At 60.9% G+C, this 18,260-nt stretch carries 11 protein-coding genes; 6 read left to right on the top strand and 5 right to left on the bottom strand.

Annotated elements, in window-relative coordinates:
* Positions 1–15: 15 nt before the first annotated feature.
* From OZ656_RS01180 to gdhA, 4 genes are read right to left on the bottom strand one after another with little or no spacing between them, the layout of a single operon-like run.
* Positions 16–549: a response regulator transcription factor gene (locus OZ656_RS01180; RefSeq protein WP_226597466.1), complete on the bottom strand. Its 534-nt coding sequence runs from the start codon at positions 547–549 to the stop codon at positions 16–18.
* A 2-nt stretch (positions 550–551) separates the two neighbouring features.
* Entirely contained in the window at positions 552–1,823 is a 1,272-nt protein-coding gene (locus OZ656_RS01185) for a sensor histidine kinase KdpD (RefSeq protein ID WP_278349805.1), read from the bottom strand.
* 49 nt (positions 1,824–1,872) lie between these two features.
* Positions 1,873–4,461, bottom strand: a complete 2,589-nt coding sequence (locus tag OZ656_RS01190) for a PEP/pyruvate-binding domain-containing protein (protein ID WP_278349806.1) — start codon at positions 4,459–4,461, stop codon at positions 1,873–1,875.
* Positions 4,462–4,468: 7 nt separating this feature from the next.
* Complete coding sequence (gene gdhA / locus OZ656_RS01195; RefSeq protein ID WP_113879565.1) at positions 4,469–5,818, bottom strand: NADP-specific glutamate dehydrogenase; 1,350 nt, start codon at positions 5,816–5,818, stop codon at positions 4,469–4,471.
* Positions 5,819–6,069: 251 nt separating this feature from the next.
* Between gdhA and OZ656_RS01200 the strand changes: the two genes are divergently transcribed.
* The 3 genes from OZ656_RS01200 (at position 6,070) to OZ656_RS01210 (ending at position 12,594) form a co-directional block, all read left to right on the top strand.
* Positions 6,070–8,115 carry a TonB-dependent receptor domain-containing protein gene (locus OZ656_RS01200; protein WP_278349807.1) on the top strand — a complete coding sequence of 682 codons (2,046 nt, stop codon included), beginning with the start codon at positions 6,070–6,072 and terminating at the stop codon, positions 8,113–8,115.
* A 189-nt stretch (positions 8,116–8,304) separates the two neighbouring features.
* Positions 8,305–9,357 (top strand): efflux RND transporter periplasmic adaptor subunit, encoded by a 1,053-nt coding sequence (locus OZ656_RS01205; RefSeq protein ID WP_278349808.1) that lies wholly within the window; start codon positions 8,305–8,307, stop codon positions 9,355–9,357.
* 6 nt (positions 9,358–9,363) lie between these two features.
* Positions 9,364–12,594, top strand: coding sequence for an efflux RND transporter permease subunit (locus OZ656_RS01210; protein ID WP_278349809.1), 3,231 nt, complete (start codon positions 9,364–9,366; stop codon positions 12,592–12,594).
* 10 nt (positions 12,595–12,604) lie between these two features.
* On the opposite strand, the gene OZ656_RS01215 is transcribed toward OZ656_RS01210, so the two are convergent.
* A complete protein-coding gene (locus OZ656_RS01215) occupies positions 12,605–13,030 on the bottom strand; it encodes a potassium channel family protein (RefSeq protein WP_278349854.1) in 426 nt (141 codons plus the stop codon).
* A 135-nt stretch (positions 13,031–13,165) separates the two neighbouring features.
* On the opposite strand from OZ656_RS01215, the gene OZ656_RS01220 reads away from it, so the two are divergent.
* The 3 genes from OZ656_RS01220 to OZ656_RS01230 are packed head-to-tail and all read left to right on the top strand — an operon-like array spanning position 13,166 to position 18,255.
* Entirely contained in the window at positions 13,166–14,407 is a 1,242-nt protein-coding gene (locus OZ656_RS01220; RefSeq protein ID WP_222197705.1) for an efflux RND transporter periplasmic adaptor subunit, read from the top strand.
* Positions 14,404–17,556 carry an efflux RND transporter permease subunit gene (locus OZ656_RS01225; protein WP_278349810.1) on the top strand — a complete coding sequence of 1,051 codons (3,153 nt, stop codon included), beginning with the start codon at positions 14,404–14,406 and terminating at the stop codon, positions 17,554–17,556. The genes OZ656_RS01220 and OZ656_RS01225 overlap by 4 nt, the downstream gene beginning before the upstream one ends.
* Before the next feature lie 15 nt (positions 17,557–17,571).
* Positions 17,572–18,255 carry an ABC transporter ATP-binding protein gene (locus OZ656_RS01230; RefSeq protein WP_379944890.1) on the top strand — a complete coding sequence of 228 codons (684 nt, stop codon included), beginning with the start codon at positions 17,572–17,574 and terminating at the stop codon, positions 18,253–18,255.
* Positions 18,256–18,260 lie beyond the last annotated feature (5 nt).

The raw sequence follows: 18,260 nt of genomic DNA on the forward strand, positions 1-18,260 counted from the left end.
GGACAGCTGGGAGATTCACTGTCGCCAGCGGGAATGCTTCTGGAGTTTTCGTTGCAGAGTTCGGCGGTGCATGTTCAGAGCCCTGGCCGTTGCGGATATATTGCCCTCGTGTTCATTCAGCACCCGCTGGATATGTTCCCACTCCATTTCCTCCACCGAGGGCGGTTCCTGGCGCAGTGCGGGGCCGCCCTCAAGGGGTTCAAAGCCCTGTGTCAGCTGGCTGACGGTGACCGGTTTGCACAGATAGTTTGCGGCGCCACGGCGCATGGCCTCCACCGCCGTGGCGATACTGCCGTAGCCGGTCAGCACCAGGACCTCCAGATTGTCATCGTGTTGCAGCAGCTCTGGCAGTAATTGCAGGCCGCTCTCACCCGCCAGATTCAGGTCCAGCACGCAGCGGTTAAAGTGCTTCTCGCCAAGGGCCCGGAGCGCATCCGCCCGGTTACTGGCCGTCGCGCTCTCCACGCCCTGTCGTGCAAGAGAGCGACTTAGTACCTGCAGAAAGCTCTCATCGTCATCAATCAGCAACCAGCATTCGCGGTCTGTCATGTTCAGATAACTCCCGTGGAAGGTGCGCCAGACATCGGAAGGTCGATCACCATGGTGGTGCCCTGATCGCTCACCCGGGCACGAAGGTGGCCGCCCAGTCGCTGTATGGTGGCGTTGGACAGAAACAGCCCCACACCCAGGCCGTTGCGGGAATCCACCACGTCTTCGCCCGGCGCACCGGCAAAGGCACTTTCCAGACCATCGCCGTGGTCTTCGACGATAATCTCCACCCGTGCATTGCCTGAGCTGCGGCAACTGACTGCGACCCATTGCGGGCTGGCGGTCAGGGCGTTGGCGAGAAGGTTCAGCACCGCCTGATCGAGGGTGGCATCTACCGCGACCGTTGCCTCAGGACACTCGCCTGCCCAGCGTATCGGCCCGGCGGGCCAGAGCAAGGTTGCAGACTCCCGAAGCCGTTTCAGCCAGGTGGATACCGCCAGGTTTTCCAGTTTTGCGTTGCGGGCTTCGATGGCGGCCTGGGTCAGCTGTTGCAGATGCCTGCTGCATAGTGCCAGCTGTTGCTGCATCATGCCGAGGTCCTCTTCCAGATGTTCGTCGCCCCGCCCCGCGGTGGCAGAGCGAATTTCATCCAGCAACAGCGTCATGGTATTCAGGGGCGTTCCGAGCCGGTGGGCGACGGCAGCGGCCGACAGGCCCAGGGAAATGATCTGCTCGTCCCGAAGCCGGTTTTCCCGGAACTGCCCAAGCTGGGACTGCTGTGCTCTGAGCTGGCGGGCCAGGGTGCCCACCACCAGCAGCAGAATGGCGGCGGTCAGGGCAAAGGTGACCCACATGCCGACCAGATGCAGCTGGGCCAGGTCGCTGCCGTGGTGCTGGTGTTCAATGGCAGGCGTGTGCCAGAGCACCAGGGCGGTATACACCAGAATACCGGATACCGTGAGGACGATACCCTGGCGCCCGGGCACCAGGATGATGGCGACCGCAATGGGCAGCAGCAGGAGTGAGACCAGAGGGTTGGTGTAGCCCCCGGTGAGGTAAAGCCAGAACCCGATAAGCACAAGATCGGCCGCGAGCGTAAGGCTGACAAAAACCGCAGAGGCGGGCGGGCGCCGGCTGAACCACAACCACCCGAGCGAGGCCAGAACACCGTACAGCAGGCACAGCAGCAGGGCCTCGGCCCGATGGGCAAGGGTGATGGTGGTTTCGGCAACCGCAACGGCCACCAGCAAGGTGACAATGATGGCCAGCCGCATGCCCAAAAGGTAACGGGCGGCCTGGCGAAAACCGGTCTGTGAGTGTGTCAGCCATTCCATGGGGGCATTCTACCAGCGTGTAGCCGATGTCGGCGCGAAAAACCTCTGGCTATTGCTTCGGGTCAACCGGCCGGTAGCACACCAGTTCCTGGCGAACCACATCGCCGGCCAGCTGAATAGGCGACTGATTCATGACATACACCCTGATGGCGCGTTCAATGTCACTGGCGTTATCGGGCTGGGAGATTTCTCCGGGCAGATGGTCAGGCTGGTAATGGCACTGCCCGGATTCCGGAAACAGCGCCACATAGGCAATACCGGTTTCCACCAGATCCTGAAAGAAATGAGAGCCATAGGACAGATCCGGCACCATGTCGCCGGCATTCTCTGACACCTCCACCAAGGCACTGACGCCGGCAATATCGGCAAACCTGACCGGTACGCCCAGTTCCGGGCTGCTGGTGCCCCAGCGGCCGGGGCCGATCAGCAGGGTGCTGTTGCTGGATGCCCGCACGATCTCGCCGACACGGCGGGCGACTTCGTAACGCTGGTTGGTATTCAGATTGGCGTAAACAGCTGCATCTACACGGATGACCCGCTCGATCGCCAGATTGATGTTCCCGCCCATAAAATGGCCCTGGGTGCGGAAAATCTCTCGTTCTGCCGGCAGGTGTTCGGGCAGTGTGACTGGGCCGGTTTCGCCAATGGTGGCCAGTGGCCGGCACTGCACCAGGTTAAAGGAGGGTTCGCCGTGCTCATCCAGGTGCAGGGTGAACTCCACATCCACGGGATGCTGATAGCCGGCCTCCAGGGTCGATAACAAGGACGACAGCCGCGGAATAAACGAGCTGGCCTGAACCAGCGGCCGGAAGGTCAGCCGCCACACTGGCCCTGGCAGGCCAATCTGTTCCGCCCGGGCACTGGCGGCCCGGTCGATCTCGCCCATGTGCGCCATGGGCAGGTCTGTAACGGTTTCCAGTAACTGGCTCAGGGGCCGGGTTTCCAGATGGCCTTCCTGCAGGTCGAGCAAATCTACCAGATGCTGGGAGAACCGGTAGTGTTCGTCCGGATTTCGGAACGGTTGCCGGCCGGGATGGTCCAGCGCCATCACGCAGGCGTGGTCGCCTTCAATTCGATCCACGGCCCGGGTGCCCAACCCCATAACCAGGCGCACCATGCCCGCTTTTGGGTCCATGTTGCTGTCCCAGGCAAAGGTGTTTCTGGATACCCCAACGCCGGCCGCATCCGGCAGGTAGTAGCGGCCATGGAAACGGCCATTCACCCGCTGGATCAGCAGAGCCATGGGTTCCTCGCGCTGGTCCAGCCCCCGTTGTTTGCGGTACACCAGAGCGTCTTCGCTCATGGAGGAGGCGTAGACCTGGCGGATGGCGTCTTCGAGTTCAGCCAGTCGCTGCTCCGGCGCCCCCTGGTTAATCAGGAACACACTGTCGTATTTGCCGGCGAAGGCGTTGCCGAAGCCATCTTCCTGCAGGCTGGATGAGCGCACCAGGATGGGGTATTGGCCGTAGTGGTCGAGCAGGCGCTCCAGTTCCGAGCGGACTTCCGCCGGGAACTGCCCGGTCAGAATGGCCTGGCGCAGGGCGGGTGCTTCACTCAGATAACCCTCTGGCGAGCGTTGTCGCATGATTGCCGGCCACAGGCCATTGTGGACCAGAAACGCATAGTAGGCATCGGTGCCCAGGTAGCTGGAATCGTGGGGTTCCAGATTCGGCTGCCAGAGTTCCGGGGCGTCTTGCAGCAGGATGTTTCTGGCGATCAGCATGCCCGTGGCCTTGCCGCCAATGTAACCGCTGCCAACCAGACGGCTGCGGATGGTGAGCAGATCTTCCAGGGTCAGGTAGCGGCGGGCCAGTTCCAGAATCTGGGGGTCCCGGCTGATCATCACCTGGAGAACCTGCTCCTGCAGATCGGACATGCAGGCCTGGTCCTGTTCATAGATGGCCCGGCTGACTTCCTGGAACAGTCTGTCCCAGTAATCCAGCAGGGGCTGGCGATGCAGGTGCTCGGATTCCAGCGAGGCCTGTAAGCGGGTGGCATCGCTGCTGTCGGTAATTGGCCGAAACTGGCCAGCCTGTTCCCGATGGGGCAGGAACATGGTCGGTGACTGACGGCGCCAGGCCTTGATGGGATGAATCTGCACATCCTCGCCGTGGCGGTGCACATCGATCATTACCTGGGTGGTCTGGCGAATACGGTCCAGGGTCATCCGGGAGTGTCGGTCCGGGTGCAGGGCGAACCAGGCGACAGTATCCAGCTCGAACAGGAAGGGACACACCACCCGGAAAAAATTTCCCACCATGGCATCGGTGGCCCAGGCGTTCAGTAGCTCACTCAGGCTGTCGCACACGTAGAAGGCGCCGCGGCCATGCTGTTCTATCAGGTGCCAGACTCGGCTGGTAAAACTTTCGAAGCCGCCGAGGGCATCAATGGTGATGGTGCGCACCGCTGGGTGCCGGTTAATGATCGGGGGATGCTCGCCGAAGCGGAGGTAGATAATCTGTCGGCCGGCGTCGGCGGCGGCGTCCAGAAAGGGAAGAACGAATCGGCGGTAGTCGTCCAGATCGGAGACCCGCCAGACAACGTTGTCGCCGATTCGCAGGCCATCCAGCACCTCATCCAGACCGGGCAGCCCGGTGGAAACCCGGTCTGCGGTCTGGTGAGGCTGCTGGCTGGTCATGGCGCGATCAGATCACGCCCATGGCGGTCATGGCCTTGGCCACACGGATGAAACCGTTGATGTTGGCACCCAGCACGTAGTTACCCTGTGCGCCGAATTCGGCGGCAGTTTCGTAACAGTTCTTGTGGATATCGATCATGATTTCCTCAAGGCGCTTCTGGGTGTAATCGAAAGTCCAGGAGTCGCGGCTGGCGTTCTGCTGCATTTCCAGGGCGGAAGTGGCAACACCGCCAGCGTTAGCGGCCTTGCCCGGGCCGTACGCAATCTTGGCGTCCTGGAAGATGATGATGCCTTCCGGCGTGGTGGGCATGTTGGCGCCTTCAGCAACCGCGATACAGCCATTTTCTACCAGCATCTTGGCATCGCTGCCATTGAGCTCGTTCTGGGTGGCGCAAGGCAGGGCCACATCACACGGAATGCTCCAGATGTTGCCGTCTTCCACGTACTTGGCATCCTTGTGGAACTCAGTGTAGGCGCTGATACGGCGGCGCTCCACTTCCTTGATGCGCTTGACGGTCTGCAGGTCAATGCCTTTCTCATGCACGATCATGCCCTGGGAGTCAGAGCAGGCAATCACTTTAGCGCCCAGTTCGTGGCACTTTTCGATGGCATAGATGGCCACGTTGCCAGAGCCCGACACCACTACAGTCTTGCCTTCCAGCGAGTCACCACGGGCTTTCAGCATTTCGTGGGTGAAGAACACGGTGCCGTAACCGGTGGCTTCGGTACGGGCGCGGCTTCCGCCCCAGTCCAGGCCCTTGCCGGTGAAGACGCCGGATTCGTAACGGTTGGTGATGCGCTTGTACTGGCCGAACAGGTAGCCGATCTCGCGGCCGCCTACGCCAATGTCACCGGCGGGAACGTCGGTGTACTCGCCCAGATGGCGGTACAGTTCGGTCATCAGGCTCTGGCAGAAACGCATGATTTCGTCGTCGGATTTGCCCTTCGGGTCAAAGTCGCTGCCGCCTTTACCGCCGCCGATGGGCAGGCCCGTCAGGGCGTTTTTGAAGATCTGTTCGAAGCCCAGGAACTTGATGATGCCCAGGTATACCGACGGGTGAAAACGCATGCCACCTTTATAGGGGCCAAGGGCACTGTTGAACTCGACGCGGAAGGCGCGGTTGATGTGAATTTCACCACTGTCGTCCTGCCAGGGCACACGGAAGATGATCTGGCGCTCGGGTTCGCAGATGCGCTGGATAATCTTCTTGTCCGCGAACTCCGGGTATTTCACCAATACGGGCCCCAGGGTTTCCAGCACTTCGTGAACCGCCTGGTGGAATTCTTTTTCACCCGGGTTGCGATGAAGAACGTCCTGGAAGATCGGTTCGAGCTTTTCGTCGAGTTTTGCAGTCATGGTGTCATGCCCTCGGAATACGCGTATTGAAAGTCGCAGGAAAATGCGACCGCCCAAAAAAAGGGCACTGATTGCACCACAGGGGTGCGGTATTTGGCAAGTAAATCTGCTGCGAAGCCCCGCGCTCTACCCGACGGAGATACCCCCAAGGGGGTGCGGCATTGTGTCTCAAGCCAATGAAAATGAAGCGGCATACAATTCCGGCTAATTAGCAAAATACCTGATCAAAACGCCCCAAGGACCGCCAACCCATGATGAGAAAGACCCACCTGGCTCGCTGTATCAGCCTTGTGATGGCCGGCTATGCTGTCGCACCTCTTGCCAATGCCCAGTCTGAAGCCGATGCCCTGATGTTGATCCGGGTGACCGAAGGTCAGTCTGCCGAAGCCGCCCGGCTCTCTGCCGCGGCCATTCAGACCGAACCCGTACAGCGACTGTCCTCGGATGCGGGGGTTTCCCTGTCACGCATGGGCGGCCGTGGTCTTGATCCGGTGATCCGTGGCCAGAACGAAGAGCGGGTTGAGGTGCTGCTCGACGGCATGCGGGTTGAAGGGGCTTGTCCGAGCCGGATGGATCCGCCCACCAGCCGTTTGAGCACAGCGCTGGCGCCGGTGCTGGAAGTGCGCACCAGCAACCGCACCCTGCGCTGGGGCCCGATTGCCGGCGGCCAGGTTGTGGCCACTACCGCCGCCCCGGAATTTGCTGATGATAACCGCACCACTGGCCACCTGACGGTCGGCGGTGCCGACAATGGCGAAGGCAAGCTGGTTAACGGCAGTGTGGCGGCCGGCAGCAAGGATACCTTCATTCGCCTTGCCGGCGGCTACGACGAAGCCGACGACTATGAAGACGGCGACGGTAACGAAGTCCGCAGCGCCTATAAAAACTCTGAAGGCCGGGTGGATGCCGCCTGGACGGCTGATAATGGCTTTTACATCAAGGGCCTGGTCAGCCGCCAGGAAGAGCGGGATGTAAAGTTTCCCGGCCGGGGTATGGATGCACCGACAACGGATACCGACCTGTACCGGCTGGAGCTGGGCGCGCCGGTTGCCAGCGGCGGCTGGAACCTGATGGCATGGCAGGCAGAGGTGGATCACGTGATGGATAACTTCAGCCTGCGTGAGCCGCCGGTAAATATGGGTATGCCCATGAAAATGCAGACCAACTCGGAAACCCGCACCCGGGGTGCCCGACTGGTGCTGGATCAGACCATCAACTACACCAAAGACATTGCCTTTGGTGTCGATGTGGAAAGCAATGAGTGGGATGCCACCATGTACAACGGCATGAATCTCGACCACGAGGCCTCTTTGATGTGGCCGGGCGTCGAGCGAGACCGGGTAGGTGTGTTTGTGGAAGCCTTCCACCAGATACGCGCCAATGCCCGCCTCGGTGCCGGCATCCGTTATGACCGTGTGGAAATGGATGCCACCCGTGCCGATCAGACGTTTACTCCGATGGCCGGCGGTATGATGACGTTCTCCCCTTCCGGGCTTTACGCCTCGGCCTATGGTGCAAGCGATACCGAAGCCAACGATGACAACGTAAGCGGTTTCCTGACCGGGGAGTGGCGTTTTTCTTCGGTCCAGGCCCTTGAAGTTACGGCCAGCCACAGCGTGCGCTCCCCCAGCGTGAATGAGCGCTACGTTGCCCGTAAGACCATGAAAGGCAGTTGGATTGGAAACCCGGATCTGGACACCGAAAAACACCACAAGCTGGAAGTCAGCCTGCCCGGCAATCAGGGCGAGTGGAGCTGGCGCCCGGCTGTCTGGGTAGACCAGGTGGATGACTATGTCTACCGCTTTGACATCCGCAACCCCAACAACACCACGGACACCCGCTATGAAAATATCAGCGCCCGCCTGCTTGGTGTTGAGGGCATGCTGGGATGGAGCAACGGTACCTGGAGCAGCACCAGCAAGCTGGCTTCCGTGCGCGGCGAAAACCGGGATGCCGATAAGGCGCTGCCGCGGATTCCGCCTATCCAGTTTATCCAGACCCTGGGCTGGCATTATCAGGGCCATACTCTGGAGGCCGAATGGCAACTGGCCCGTCGCCAAGATCGGGTAGATCTTGAATCCGGACTGGACCCCAGTACTTCGCCAGGATACGGCGTATTCAACCTGTCCGGCACCCACCCGCTCATGGCCAATCTGAGCCTGACCTGGGCAGTGGATAACCTGTTCGACAATACCTGGGCGAACCATGTCAGTAAGGACAACCTGGCCGACAGTGGGGTGTTCCGGGTCAATGAGCCGGGGCGCACATTGCGCGCAGCGCTTACGGCCCGGTGGTAAAAACGATTATGGCGGTTACCCGCTTCTCATAGCCGGCGGGTGACATTGATACCCCGGGTGGAGGTCACTCCATCCGGGGTTTTTTTGTCGTTGATCAAACCCGGTTCGCAAGGACAGCAACTAGACTGAAGGGTGTCAGGGGTAATGCTACAATTGGTTATCAAGTAATTCTCTAAAGGAATAACGAAGATGGGTAAGTGTGTTCAGGCGATTCGGGTGCTGCTTCTGATGCTGATCAGTTCCGCTTTATCGGCTGAGACCGTGGAAACGCAGGCGGTAACGCGGGCCACCCTGCAGGAAACCGCCCATCTTGATGGTGTTATTGAAGCGGTTCAGCAGAGTACCGTATCCGCCCAGACCAGCGGTACGGTGGTGGAGCTGCCCTTTGATGTGGATGATTCTGTTGCCGCCGGTGATCTGATCGTGCGCCTGGAAGACAGCGAACAGCAGGCCCGGCTCAACCAGGCTGAAGCCGGATTGCAGGAAGCCCGTTCCGGGTTGCAGGATGCCCGTCAGCAGTATCAAAGAATCGAAGCCATTCATGAACGGGGCCTGGTGTCCCGGCAGGAATTCGACCAGGCCCGCAATAATATGAGCGCTGCTCAGGCCAGGGTGGAAAGGGCGGAAGCGGCGGTGGCCGAAGCCCGCAAGCAGCTGGACTACACCCGTATTATCGCCCCCTATGGCGGCATTCTCACCGAACGGCATGTCGAGTTGGGTGAGTCTGTGAGCCCCGGCCAGCCTTTGCTTAGCGGTTTGTCCCTCGAACAGCTGCGGGTGGTGGTGGATCTGCCCCAGAAATACGCCGACGTGGCCCGCAGCCAGCGCCAGGCCACCGTGACCCTGCCCGATGGCCGGGTGCTGGAGACCGGCGAGATGACCTTCTATCCCTATGCCAACCCGCAAACCCATACCTTCCGGCTGCGCCTTCAGCTAAACGAACCCAATGGTGCCTTGTTCCCGGGCATGCTGGTGAAAGTGAGTGTGCCGGTGGCGAGCCGGGAGGCTCTGTGGATTCCGGCGTCTGCCCTGGTTCAGCGCAGTGAACTGCGGGCCGTGTTCGTGATTAACCCTGAGGGCGAACCACGGCTGCGCCAGATTCGGCCCGGCGTTCGCGATGGTCAGCGGCTGGAGGTGTTATCAGGGCTCAGTGCCGGTGAACAGGTGGTGACCAACCCGGGGGTTCTGGTGGGCAGCGAAACACTGGCCATGCCCGGTTCCTCAGCGGCAAGCGGGGAGTAGGCGGCCATGAGTCAGGAATTGCCCCCGGTTGGCCCGTCCGGCGTCATTGCCCGGGCCTTTCAGAACAATCATCTGACCCCACTGCTGGCCATTCTGGCGATCATCCTCGGTGTCCTGTCGGTGATCGTCACACCAAAAGAAGAGGAACCCCAGATTGATGTCACCATGGCCGACATCATGGTGGCGCTGCCGGGAGCCAGCGCCCGGGAAGTGGAAAGTGTGATTGCCACGCCGGCCGAACAGGTGATGAGTGAGATCAAGGGCGTGGAGCATGTCTACTCCGTGTCACGACAGGGCCAGGCGGTGGTGACCGTTGAATTCGAGGTAGGCATTACCCGCCAGGAAGCACTGGTGCGGCTCTACAATCAGGTGTATTCCAACCAGGACTGGCTGCCGCCGGATCTCGGAGCCTCCCAGCCCCTGATCAAGCCCCGGGGTATAGACGATGTGCCGGTGATGAGCCTGACCCTGTTTGATCCCACCAACACCCATTCCGGGGAAGAACTCACCCGGCTGGCGCACATGCTCGAAGTGGCCCTCAAGCGCGTGCCCGGTACCCGGGACATCTATACCCTCGGCGGCGTACCGGACCGGGTGGACATCCTGTTTGATCCGGCGCTGTTGGCGGGGTATGGACTCACTACCGAGGACATCGCGAATGCGCTCAATGCCGGCAACGCGGCCAGCCAGGAAGCCCGGGTAACCCGCGACAACGTCTCCATTCCGGTACAGGCCGGAACGCTGCTGGAATCCGTAGACGATGTCCGTTACCTGGTGGTGGGCATGCACAATGGGGCGGCCGTCTACATGGATGATGTGGCGCAAGTGCGCCGTGGCGGGACGGTGCCGGACCAGAGTGTAATGGTCGGCTTCGGCCCGGCCCACCCGGAGCACAAAGCAGGCGTGGCCGGCCAGGTGTATCCAGCGGTGACGTTGGCGATTGCGAAGAAGCCAGGCGAAAACGCCATCGATATCACTACCGCCATCGAGCAGCGGCTGGATGAGCTGCGTAACCGTGCCCTGCCACCGGATATTGAAGTGCTGGTGACGAGGGATTACGGGGTGACCGCCTCCGACAAGGCGCAGAAACTGATCTCCGATCTGGTGTCCGCCACCGTGGCGGTGATGCTGCTGGTGCTGGCGGCCATGGGCTGGCGCCAGGCCCTGATTGTCGGTATTTCGGTACTGATTACACTGCTGCTAACGTTGGTGTTTTCCTGGGCCTGGGGCTTTACCCTGAACCGGGTGTCGCTGTTCGCGCTGATCTTTTCCATCGGGATTCTGGTGGATGACGCCATCGTGATCACCGAGAACATCAACCGGCGCATCCAGAACACTCGTCGTTCGATCAGGGACATCATCCCGGTGGCGGTGGATGAGGTGGGTACCCCCACCATTATGGCGAGCCTGACCATCATGGCCGCGCTGCTGCCTATGGCGTTTGTGACTGGCCTGATGGGCCCCTACATGAGCCCGATTCCCATCAATGCCTCGGCCGGCATGGTGGTTTCCCAGGTTGTCGCCTTTGTCGTCGCCCCCTGGCTGGCCTTCCGTTTGCTGAAACACAAAAAGGGCCAGGAGCTGGACGAGGCCGGTGAGGCCGCCAGTTCCGCCGAGGGTGCCAGCCCGCTGGCGCTGAAGATCTTCAACGGTGTGTTGGGACCGTTTCTGGGCGAGCATGCCTGGCGCCGCCGTTTTCTGGGCCTGGGCGTGGTGCTGCTGACCCTGGCGGCAGCATCCTTGCCGGTCTTTCTGGCGGTTATTCTCAAGATGCTGCCGTTCGACAATAAATCCGAGCTGCAGGTGATTCTGGATATGCCTGAGCGCACGCCGGTGGAACAGACCCAGCGGGTGCTCACTGATATGGGTCATTATCTGGAAACGGTGCCGGAAGTCACCGACTGGCAGACCTATGCCGGTACCGCATCGCCCATCAATTTCAACGGGCTGGTGCGACAGTATTATCTGCGCAGCGAACCTTATCAGGGCGATATTCAGGTAAACCTGGCCGGCTCCGAGCACAGAGAGCGGCCATCACACCAGATTGCCCAGAGCCTGCGTGGCCCGCTGAAAGCCATTGCCGATCGCTACGGTGCCAGGGTGAAAATTGTTGAGGTGCCACCGGGGCCGCCAGTGCTGTCGCCGGTGGTTGCAGAAATCTATGCCGCCGATGCCTTCCGCCGGGCGGAACTGGCAAACCTGATTGCCGACGATATGACTCGAATCGATGGCCTGGTGGATATTGATACCACTCTGGAGGCCCCCACCCGGCAGTGGGAAGTGGTGGTGGACCGGGCCCGGGCAGCCCGGCTCGGGGTCTCCCAGGCCCAGGTGGTCAGCACCTTACAGATCGCGCTGGGCGGGGCTGGTGTCAGTTATCTGCATGATGACCAGGCCAAATACCCGGTGCCGATCCGGGTGATTCTGGCCGAGGGTGACAAGGCTCAGCCCTCGGCTCTGCTTTCGGTACAGGTGCGCAGTCGCAGTGGTGAACTGGTGCCGTTGGCCAGCATCGCAGACGTGCGGGAGGCGGACTGGATGGGCGCCATTTACCACAAGGATCTGCTGCCGGTCACCTACGTCACGGCCGATATGGCCGGGGACATCGATTCCCCTCTCTATGGCATGTTCCGTATGGTGGACTTGCTGGAAAATCAGGCTGAGGCACCAGAGCAGTTCTTTATCCAGCAACCACCATTGCCGGAAAAAGGCACTCTGAAGTGGGACGGTGAGTGGCAGATTACCTACGAAACCTTCCGGGACATGGGCGCCGCTTACAGCGTGGGTGTCTTCATGATCTTTGTGCTGCTGGTCGCCCAGTTCCGTTCCTATCTGCTGCCGCTGATCATTATGGCACCGATTCCGTTGACCCTGATCGGCATCATGCCGGGCCATGCCTTGCTGGATAAGGAATTCACCGCTACCAGCATGATTGGCATGATTGCCCTGGCCGGCATTATTGTGCGTAACTCCATCCTGCTGGTGGTGTTCATTCAGCAATTGCTGGCAGAGGGCATGGCGCTTGATAAGGCGGTGGTTATGGCGGGTGCGGTGCGCATCAAGCCCATCCTGCTGACGGCTATATCGGCCATGGTAGGCGCTTACTTTATCCTGAGCGACCCCATTTTCAACGGGCTGGCGATTTCGCTGGTGTTCGGCCTGGCAATGTCGACCCTGTTCACCGTGATCGTGGTGCCCTTGCTGTATTACACCCTGGCCCGGTGCAAATGGATCTGAGGCTTGGTGGCTAGCGGGTTGGCCAGTAGCGCTGCATTTCCAGGAACAGGAAGGAGGCACTCCAGGTGATCAGCATCAGGCCAGCGAGCGCCTCGATGCCGGTGAGGTGTCGGAGTTGGCCGACGGCCTCGATATCGCCATAGCCCAGGGTGGTGAAGGTGGTGAAGGAAAAATAGGCACAGTCCAGCATGGTACCGCTGAAGTTACCTGTTAGCTGGCCCCAGCCCTCGGCATGGTGCATGAAATAAAAGGCCGTGGCGAAGATCCAGACTTGCAGCGCATGGGCGGTCAGGCAGCCAAGCACAGCCACAATCAAACGGAAATGGTGGCTTTGACGCATGCGTGCGAGAAGGCCGCTCAAACGGATCAGGACTTCGTTATGTATCACTACAACGGCACACACCAGAAGAATGTTCAGCAGCATGACGTTGAGCAGAGTGTCGTGGGTGGCGTCCAACGGAGTCGATCCTGAAGCCTGGAAACCTGCCGGAGTAATCCGGAACCTGTTGAAAATTGTATAGTAAATTCGTTGTCTTTGCGCACTTTCATTTAATCAGAGTATTGACGGTCCATGTCCAGAAAACTGCTTCCCCTGTTGATGATCGCCCTGGGTATTGCCGGCTTCCTGCTTTTGAAGGCAACCCGGCCGGAACCGGCGGAAGTATCCGCCACTGAGCGCAGCTGGCTGGTGCAGGTGCAGGAGATCAATCCCACTCAAGCGACCCCGGTATTGCCTCTGTATGGTGAGGTAGTAGCGCCGGATCTGCAGACCATCACCGCGACTCTGGCCGGGCGTATTGACCGGTTACCGGTACGAGAAGGGAAGCAGGTGAGCGAAGGTGACTTGCTGATCGCGCTGGATTCCGCCGATATCGAGCCGGTACTTGCCCAGGCCCGGGCCCAGGTCGCCGACCTGGAGGCGCAGGTGCGGTCCGAACAGGTGCGATACCGCAACGATCAGCGATCCCTGGAAAGTGAAAAGGCCATTCTGGACAACGCCCGTCGCCAGTTTGAGCGTATTCAGTCGCTGGTTGAGCGTAACCTGGCCTCCCGCGAAAGCCTTGAGGCTGCCACCGATGCGCTGGCGAGGGCGGAGTTGACCCTTCGTATCCGGGAGCGGGCCATAGCCGAGCATCCGGCCCGGCTGCAAAGCCTGGAAGCCCGGTTGTCGCAGGCCCGGGCCAGTCTGACCACGGCAGAACTGGACGGTGAGCGGGCGGTATCAACAGCGCCTTTTGACGGTATGGTCACCAACCTGCAAGTGGCGGCTGGCGATCAGGTATCCCGCAATCAGGCGTTGTTGAGCATCTATCCGATACAGGGGCTGGAAGTCCGGGCGCGGGTGCCGCAGATGTATCTCGGCGAGTTGGTGGATGCCCTGGCCAAGGGGGCAACACTAACGGCTACCACCGAGGTTTCCGGCCAGCGCTTTGAGCTGGTCCGGTTTGCTGGCCTGTCTGATCCGGCCGGTACCGAGGCGGTGCTGGAGCTGAACGGGGAATCGGGAGCCTTGCGGCCCGGGGCCTTGCAGCCACTGCTGCTGCAGCGGCCAGCAAGGGACAATCTGATTACCATACCCTTCAGTGCACTGTACGGGGCCGACAGTGTTTACATCATGACTGATGATAACAGGATGCAGCGGGTGACGGTGCAACGGGTTGGCGAGGCACTCAGCGAGAATGGCGAGCGCCGGTTGTTGATCGCCAGTGAACACCTGAAACCGGGCATGCGCCTGATCACCACCCACCTGCCCAATGCGATCACCGGCCTTAAAGTAAAGCTGGCGGATAGCAAGGGAGCACCGGCCTCATGAGTCGCAAAAAGGGTGTGATCGGCTTTTTTGTCCATCACCGGTTGGCCGGCAATCTGGTGATGCTGGTGATGTTGCTCGGTGGCGTAATGGCCCTGACTCGCATGAATATCCAGTTCTTCCCTACTTTCGCCCTGGATGTGGTTAGCGTGCGGGTGGTGTGGAGTGGTGCGTCGGCCGAGGATGTGGAGCGCGGTATTACCGATCCGCTGGAGCAGCGTCTGCGCAGCGTCGACGGCCTCAAGAAGATGACCTCCACGTCGGCGCAGGGGGTGTCGTCCATTACCCTGGAATTCCATGAAGGCACCGACCCGATACAGGCAGTGGATGACGTGCGCCAGCAGGTCGACGAATTCAACAACTTGCCGGCGGATGCCGAAGAACCGCAGGTGGCCAGGGTCGAACGGTACGAACCGGTGGCCCGGCTGCTGGTTTACGGTGATGTCGACCGGGCCGAGTTGCGCCAGCTGGTGTACCGGTTTGAGGACGAATTACTGGACCGGGGCATCGACCGGGTCACGCTCCGGGGCCTGCCGGAGCAGCAGATCAGTATTGATGTGCCGGTGGAGCGGCTGGAATCCCTGGGCCTTTCGCTGGAACAGATTGCCGACCGGGTGGCGTCGCTGTCCCGTGACCTGCCGGCGGGGATGATGGCTCAGCAGGATGCCACCCGAGAGCTGAGGGCGGTGGAGCAGCGACGCAGCCCCCAGGCCTTCGAGACCATTCCGGTGCTCAGCGGTGATCGCATCCGCATGCAACTGGGTGACATAGCCATCATCCGCCAGGAAGCCCGGGACAACCAGACGGTAATGGAAAACAACGGCATGCCCGCCGTAGAGCTGCAGCTTCAGCGGGCGGAAAACGGCAACTCCCTGACCGCCGCGCGGGTGTTTGAGTCCTGGTTGACGGATACCCGCCCGACCTTGCCGGCCACCGTAAATATCAAGGTTTACGACGAAACCTGGCAGCTGATTGAAGACCGTATTTCCCTGCTGGTGAACAATGGCCTGGGTGGTCTGGTGCTGGTGGTGGGGCTGCTCTACCTGTTTCTTCCCGGGCGGGTCGCCGCCTGGGTGGCGGTGGGTATTCCCACCGCCTTTCTCGCCGCCCTGGGGGTGCTATGGCTGATCGGCGGCTCCATCAACATGATTTCCCTGTTTGCCCTGATCATGGCCCTGGGGGTGATCGTTGACGATGCCATCGTGGTGGGGGAGGACGCGGATGCCCATGCCCGTATGGGAGAGCAGTCCATCTATGCCGCCGAAGGCGCTGCCAAGCGTATGGTCTGGCCAGTACTGGCTTCGTCCCTGACCACGGTGGCGGCGTTCATGCCACTGCTGGTGGTGGGAGGTGTAATAGGCAATATCCTGGGCGATATTCCGGTGGTGATGATCTGCGTGTTGATTGCCTCTCTGTTGGAGTGTTTTGTGGTCTTGCCAGCCCATCTTCGCCATGCCTTTGTCCGCAAGGTTTCCGAGAATCAGCCAGAGCGACGCCCTCACGCCGTGGCCCGTTTGCGCCGGGAATTTGAGCAACGGTTCGATACCTTCCGCGACGGCCCTTTCCGCCGGTTCTCTCGCTACAGCCTGAAGCACCGGGGCATGACCGTAGCCTCGGCACTGGCGTTGGCTATTGTCACCGTCGGCCTGCTGGCCGGTGGACGGCTTGGGTTCAATTTCTTCCCGACGCCGGAACCATCGGTGTTCTACGCCAATGCCAGCTTTGTGGCGGGCACGGATAAGGACACGGTGGCGCGCTTCATCCGGGAAATGCAGCGCTCACTCACTGAAACGGAGGAGGCCCTGGGTGGCGATCTCGTACTCCATGCCGTGACCACCTACGGCGCTACTCAAGGGGCTGAGGGCAGTTCACGGAACGATGACGAGCTTGGCTCCATGCTGGTGGAGCTGGTGCCTTCGGACAGCCGTTCTGTGCGCAATGCCGAGTTCATTCGGGAATGGCGCAGCCGTATGACGCTGCCGGCCGGACTCGATGCCCTGAACATCAACGAGCGTCAGGCCGGCCCGCCCGGGCGAGATGTCAATGTGCGACTGACCGGTGATGACGCAGAGGCCCTGAAGCGGGCAGCGGATGAAGTGGCCCAGGCTCTGGATACCCTGCCGGGCGTGCTGGATGTGGAAGACGATATGCCCTGGGGCCGAGAACAGTTGCTCTATCAGGTCAGCTCTTATGGTGAGGCCCTGGGGCTGACCACTGTGGATCTGGGCCGACAGTTGCGGGCGGCATTTGATGGCCGGATCGCCCAGATCTACCAGGATGGTCGCGATGAGGTGGAAGTCCGGGTGCAGTTGCCGAGGGCGCAACGGGAACAATATTCCACCCTGGAGCGCATGACCATCCGCATCCCCGATGGCCGTTTTGTACCGCTGACCCAGGTGATGAACCTGGACCACCGCCAGGGATTCCAGGCCCTGCGCCATGCCGATGGCAAGCTTGCAGTGGAGGTCACCTCGGCGCTGAATACCCGGGTTGCCACCACCGACCAGATTCTTGAAAGCCTGCAGTCCGGGCCTTTGCCGGAGATCGCCAGTCGCCACGGTGTGCGCTACAGCTTTGAGGGCCGCTCGGCCGATCAACGCGAAACCATGGCGGACATGCAAACGGGGCTGCTTATCGGCCTGGCCCTGATGTATGTGGTGCTGGCCTGGGTGTTTGCATCCTGGAGTCTGCCCCTGATCGTCATGGCGATTATTCCCTTTGCCCTGGTCGGTGCCCTCCTGGGCCACTGGATCATGGGGCTGCAGCTCACCATACTGTCGCTGTTTGGGTTGTTCGGCCTGTCCGGTATCGTGGTGAATAACGCCATTATTCTGGTGGCTTTCTACAATCAGCAACGGCAGAAGGGGCTGGACATCACGGATGCCCTGAATGAGGCCGCCGTGCAGCGGGTTCGCGCGGTGCTGCTGACGTCCTTGACGACCATCGGGGGGCTGACACCGCTGCTGTTCGAAACGTCGTTGCAGGCCCAGTTCCTGATTCCCATGGCAACGTCGATTGCCTTTGGCTTGGGACTGTCCACCTTCCTGGTGCTGCTGGTGATTCCAGCGCTGTTGTCCTGGGTCGAGCAATTCCGGGAATGGCGTGCCCAACGCAGGAACGGTGCGGCAGAACCTCTGGGGGCTGCCGACTGAATACCGGGAGAAAACATGGCCGATAACCTGATCAGTGTCACCGGTCTGAGTAAACAGTTCGAGAGCGGCGACCAGCATGTGACCGTGTTGCGGGAACTGAGTGTGCATCTGGGGCGAGGCGAGTCGCTGGCGCTCACCGGCCCGTCCGGTTCCGGGAAAAGCACGCTGCTGAATGTTCTTTGTGGTCTGGAGTCTCCCGGTTCCGGTCGGCTGGCGATGTTGGGACAGCCTTTGGCCGGGGATGGCGCGCCAACGGGCAAGGCCCTGGAGCGGACCTGGTGCGAATTGAGGCAGAGCCGACTCGGCGTGGTCTTTCAGGATGCCAACCTGATGCCGACCCTGTCCCTGCTGGATAATATCCGGTTGCGAGCGCGCCTGGCTGGCCGGGACGACACCAGCGCTGGCGACTGGCTCCAGAGGTTGGGCATTGGTGAGCTGGGCCAGCGTTATCCGGATCAGGTTTCCGGTGGCCAACGCCAGCGGGCTGCGCTGGCCATGGTATTTGTTACCCGGCCGGCACTGATTCTGGCGGATGAGCCGACCGGTAGCCTGGACCGGAGGACGGCTGAGACTGTCGCCGATGAGTTGTTCGAACTCCAGGCCCGCCATGGTTGTGGGCTGGTGCTGGCTACCCACGATGCGGACCTGGCAGCCCGTTGCCTTCATCAGTTGGACCTCGGGCACCAGGGCTGGCCCTGAAGACC

The sequence above is a fragment of the Marinobacter sp. LM1 genome (genome assembly GCF_042763285.1).
Lineage (GTDB): Bacteria > Pseudomonadota > Gammaproteobacteria > Pseudomonadales > Oleiphilaceae > Marinobacter > Marinobacter nauticus.

Coding starts and splice junctions, on each gene's coding strand:
- gdhA (WP_113879565.1), bottom strand. CDS start 5,818: ATGACTGCAAAACTCGACGAAAAGCTCGAACCGATCTTCCAGGACGTT.
- OZ656_RS01210 (WP_278349809.1), top strand. CDS start 9,364: ATGAGTCAGGAATTGCCCCCGGTTGGCCCGTCCGGCGTCATTGCCCGG.
- OZ656_RS01190 (WP_278349806.1), bottom strand. CDS start 4,461: ATGACCAGCCAGCAGCCTCACCAGACCGCAGACCGGGTTTCCACCGGG.
- OZ656_RS01180 (WP_226597466.1), bottom strand. CDS start 549: ATGACAGACCGCGAATGCTGGTTGCTGATTGATGACGATGAGAGCTTT.
- OZ656_RS01230 (WP_379944890.1), top strand. CDS start 17,572: ATGGCCGATAACCTGATCAGTGTCACCGGTCTGAGTAAACAGTTCGAG.
- OZ656_RS01185 (WP_278349805.1), bottom strand. CDS start 1,823: ATGGAATGGCTGACACACTCACAGACCGGTTTTCGCCAGGCCGCCCGT.
- OZ656_RS01225 (WP_278349810.1), top strand. CDS start 14,404: ATGAGTCGCAAAAAGGGTGTGATCGGCTTTTTTGTCCATCACCGGTTG.
- OZ656_RS01200 (WP_278349807.1), top strand. CDS start 6,070: ATGATGAGAAAGACCCACCTGGCTCGCTGTATCAGCCTTGTGATGGCC.
- OZ656_RS01205 (WP_278349808.1), top strand. CDS start 8,305: ATGGGTAAGTGTGTTCAGGCGATTCGGGTGCTGCTTCTGATGCTGATC.
- OZ656_RS01220 (WP_222197705.1), top strand. CDS start 13,166: ATGTCCAGAAAACTGCTTCCCCTGTTGATGATCGCCCTGGGTATTGCC.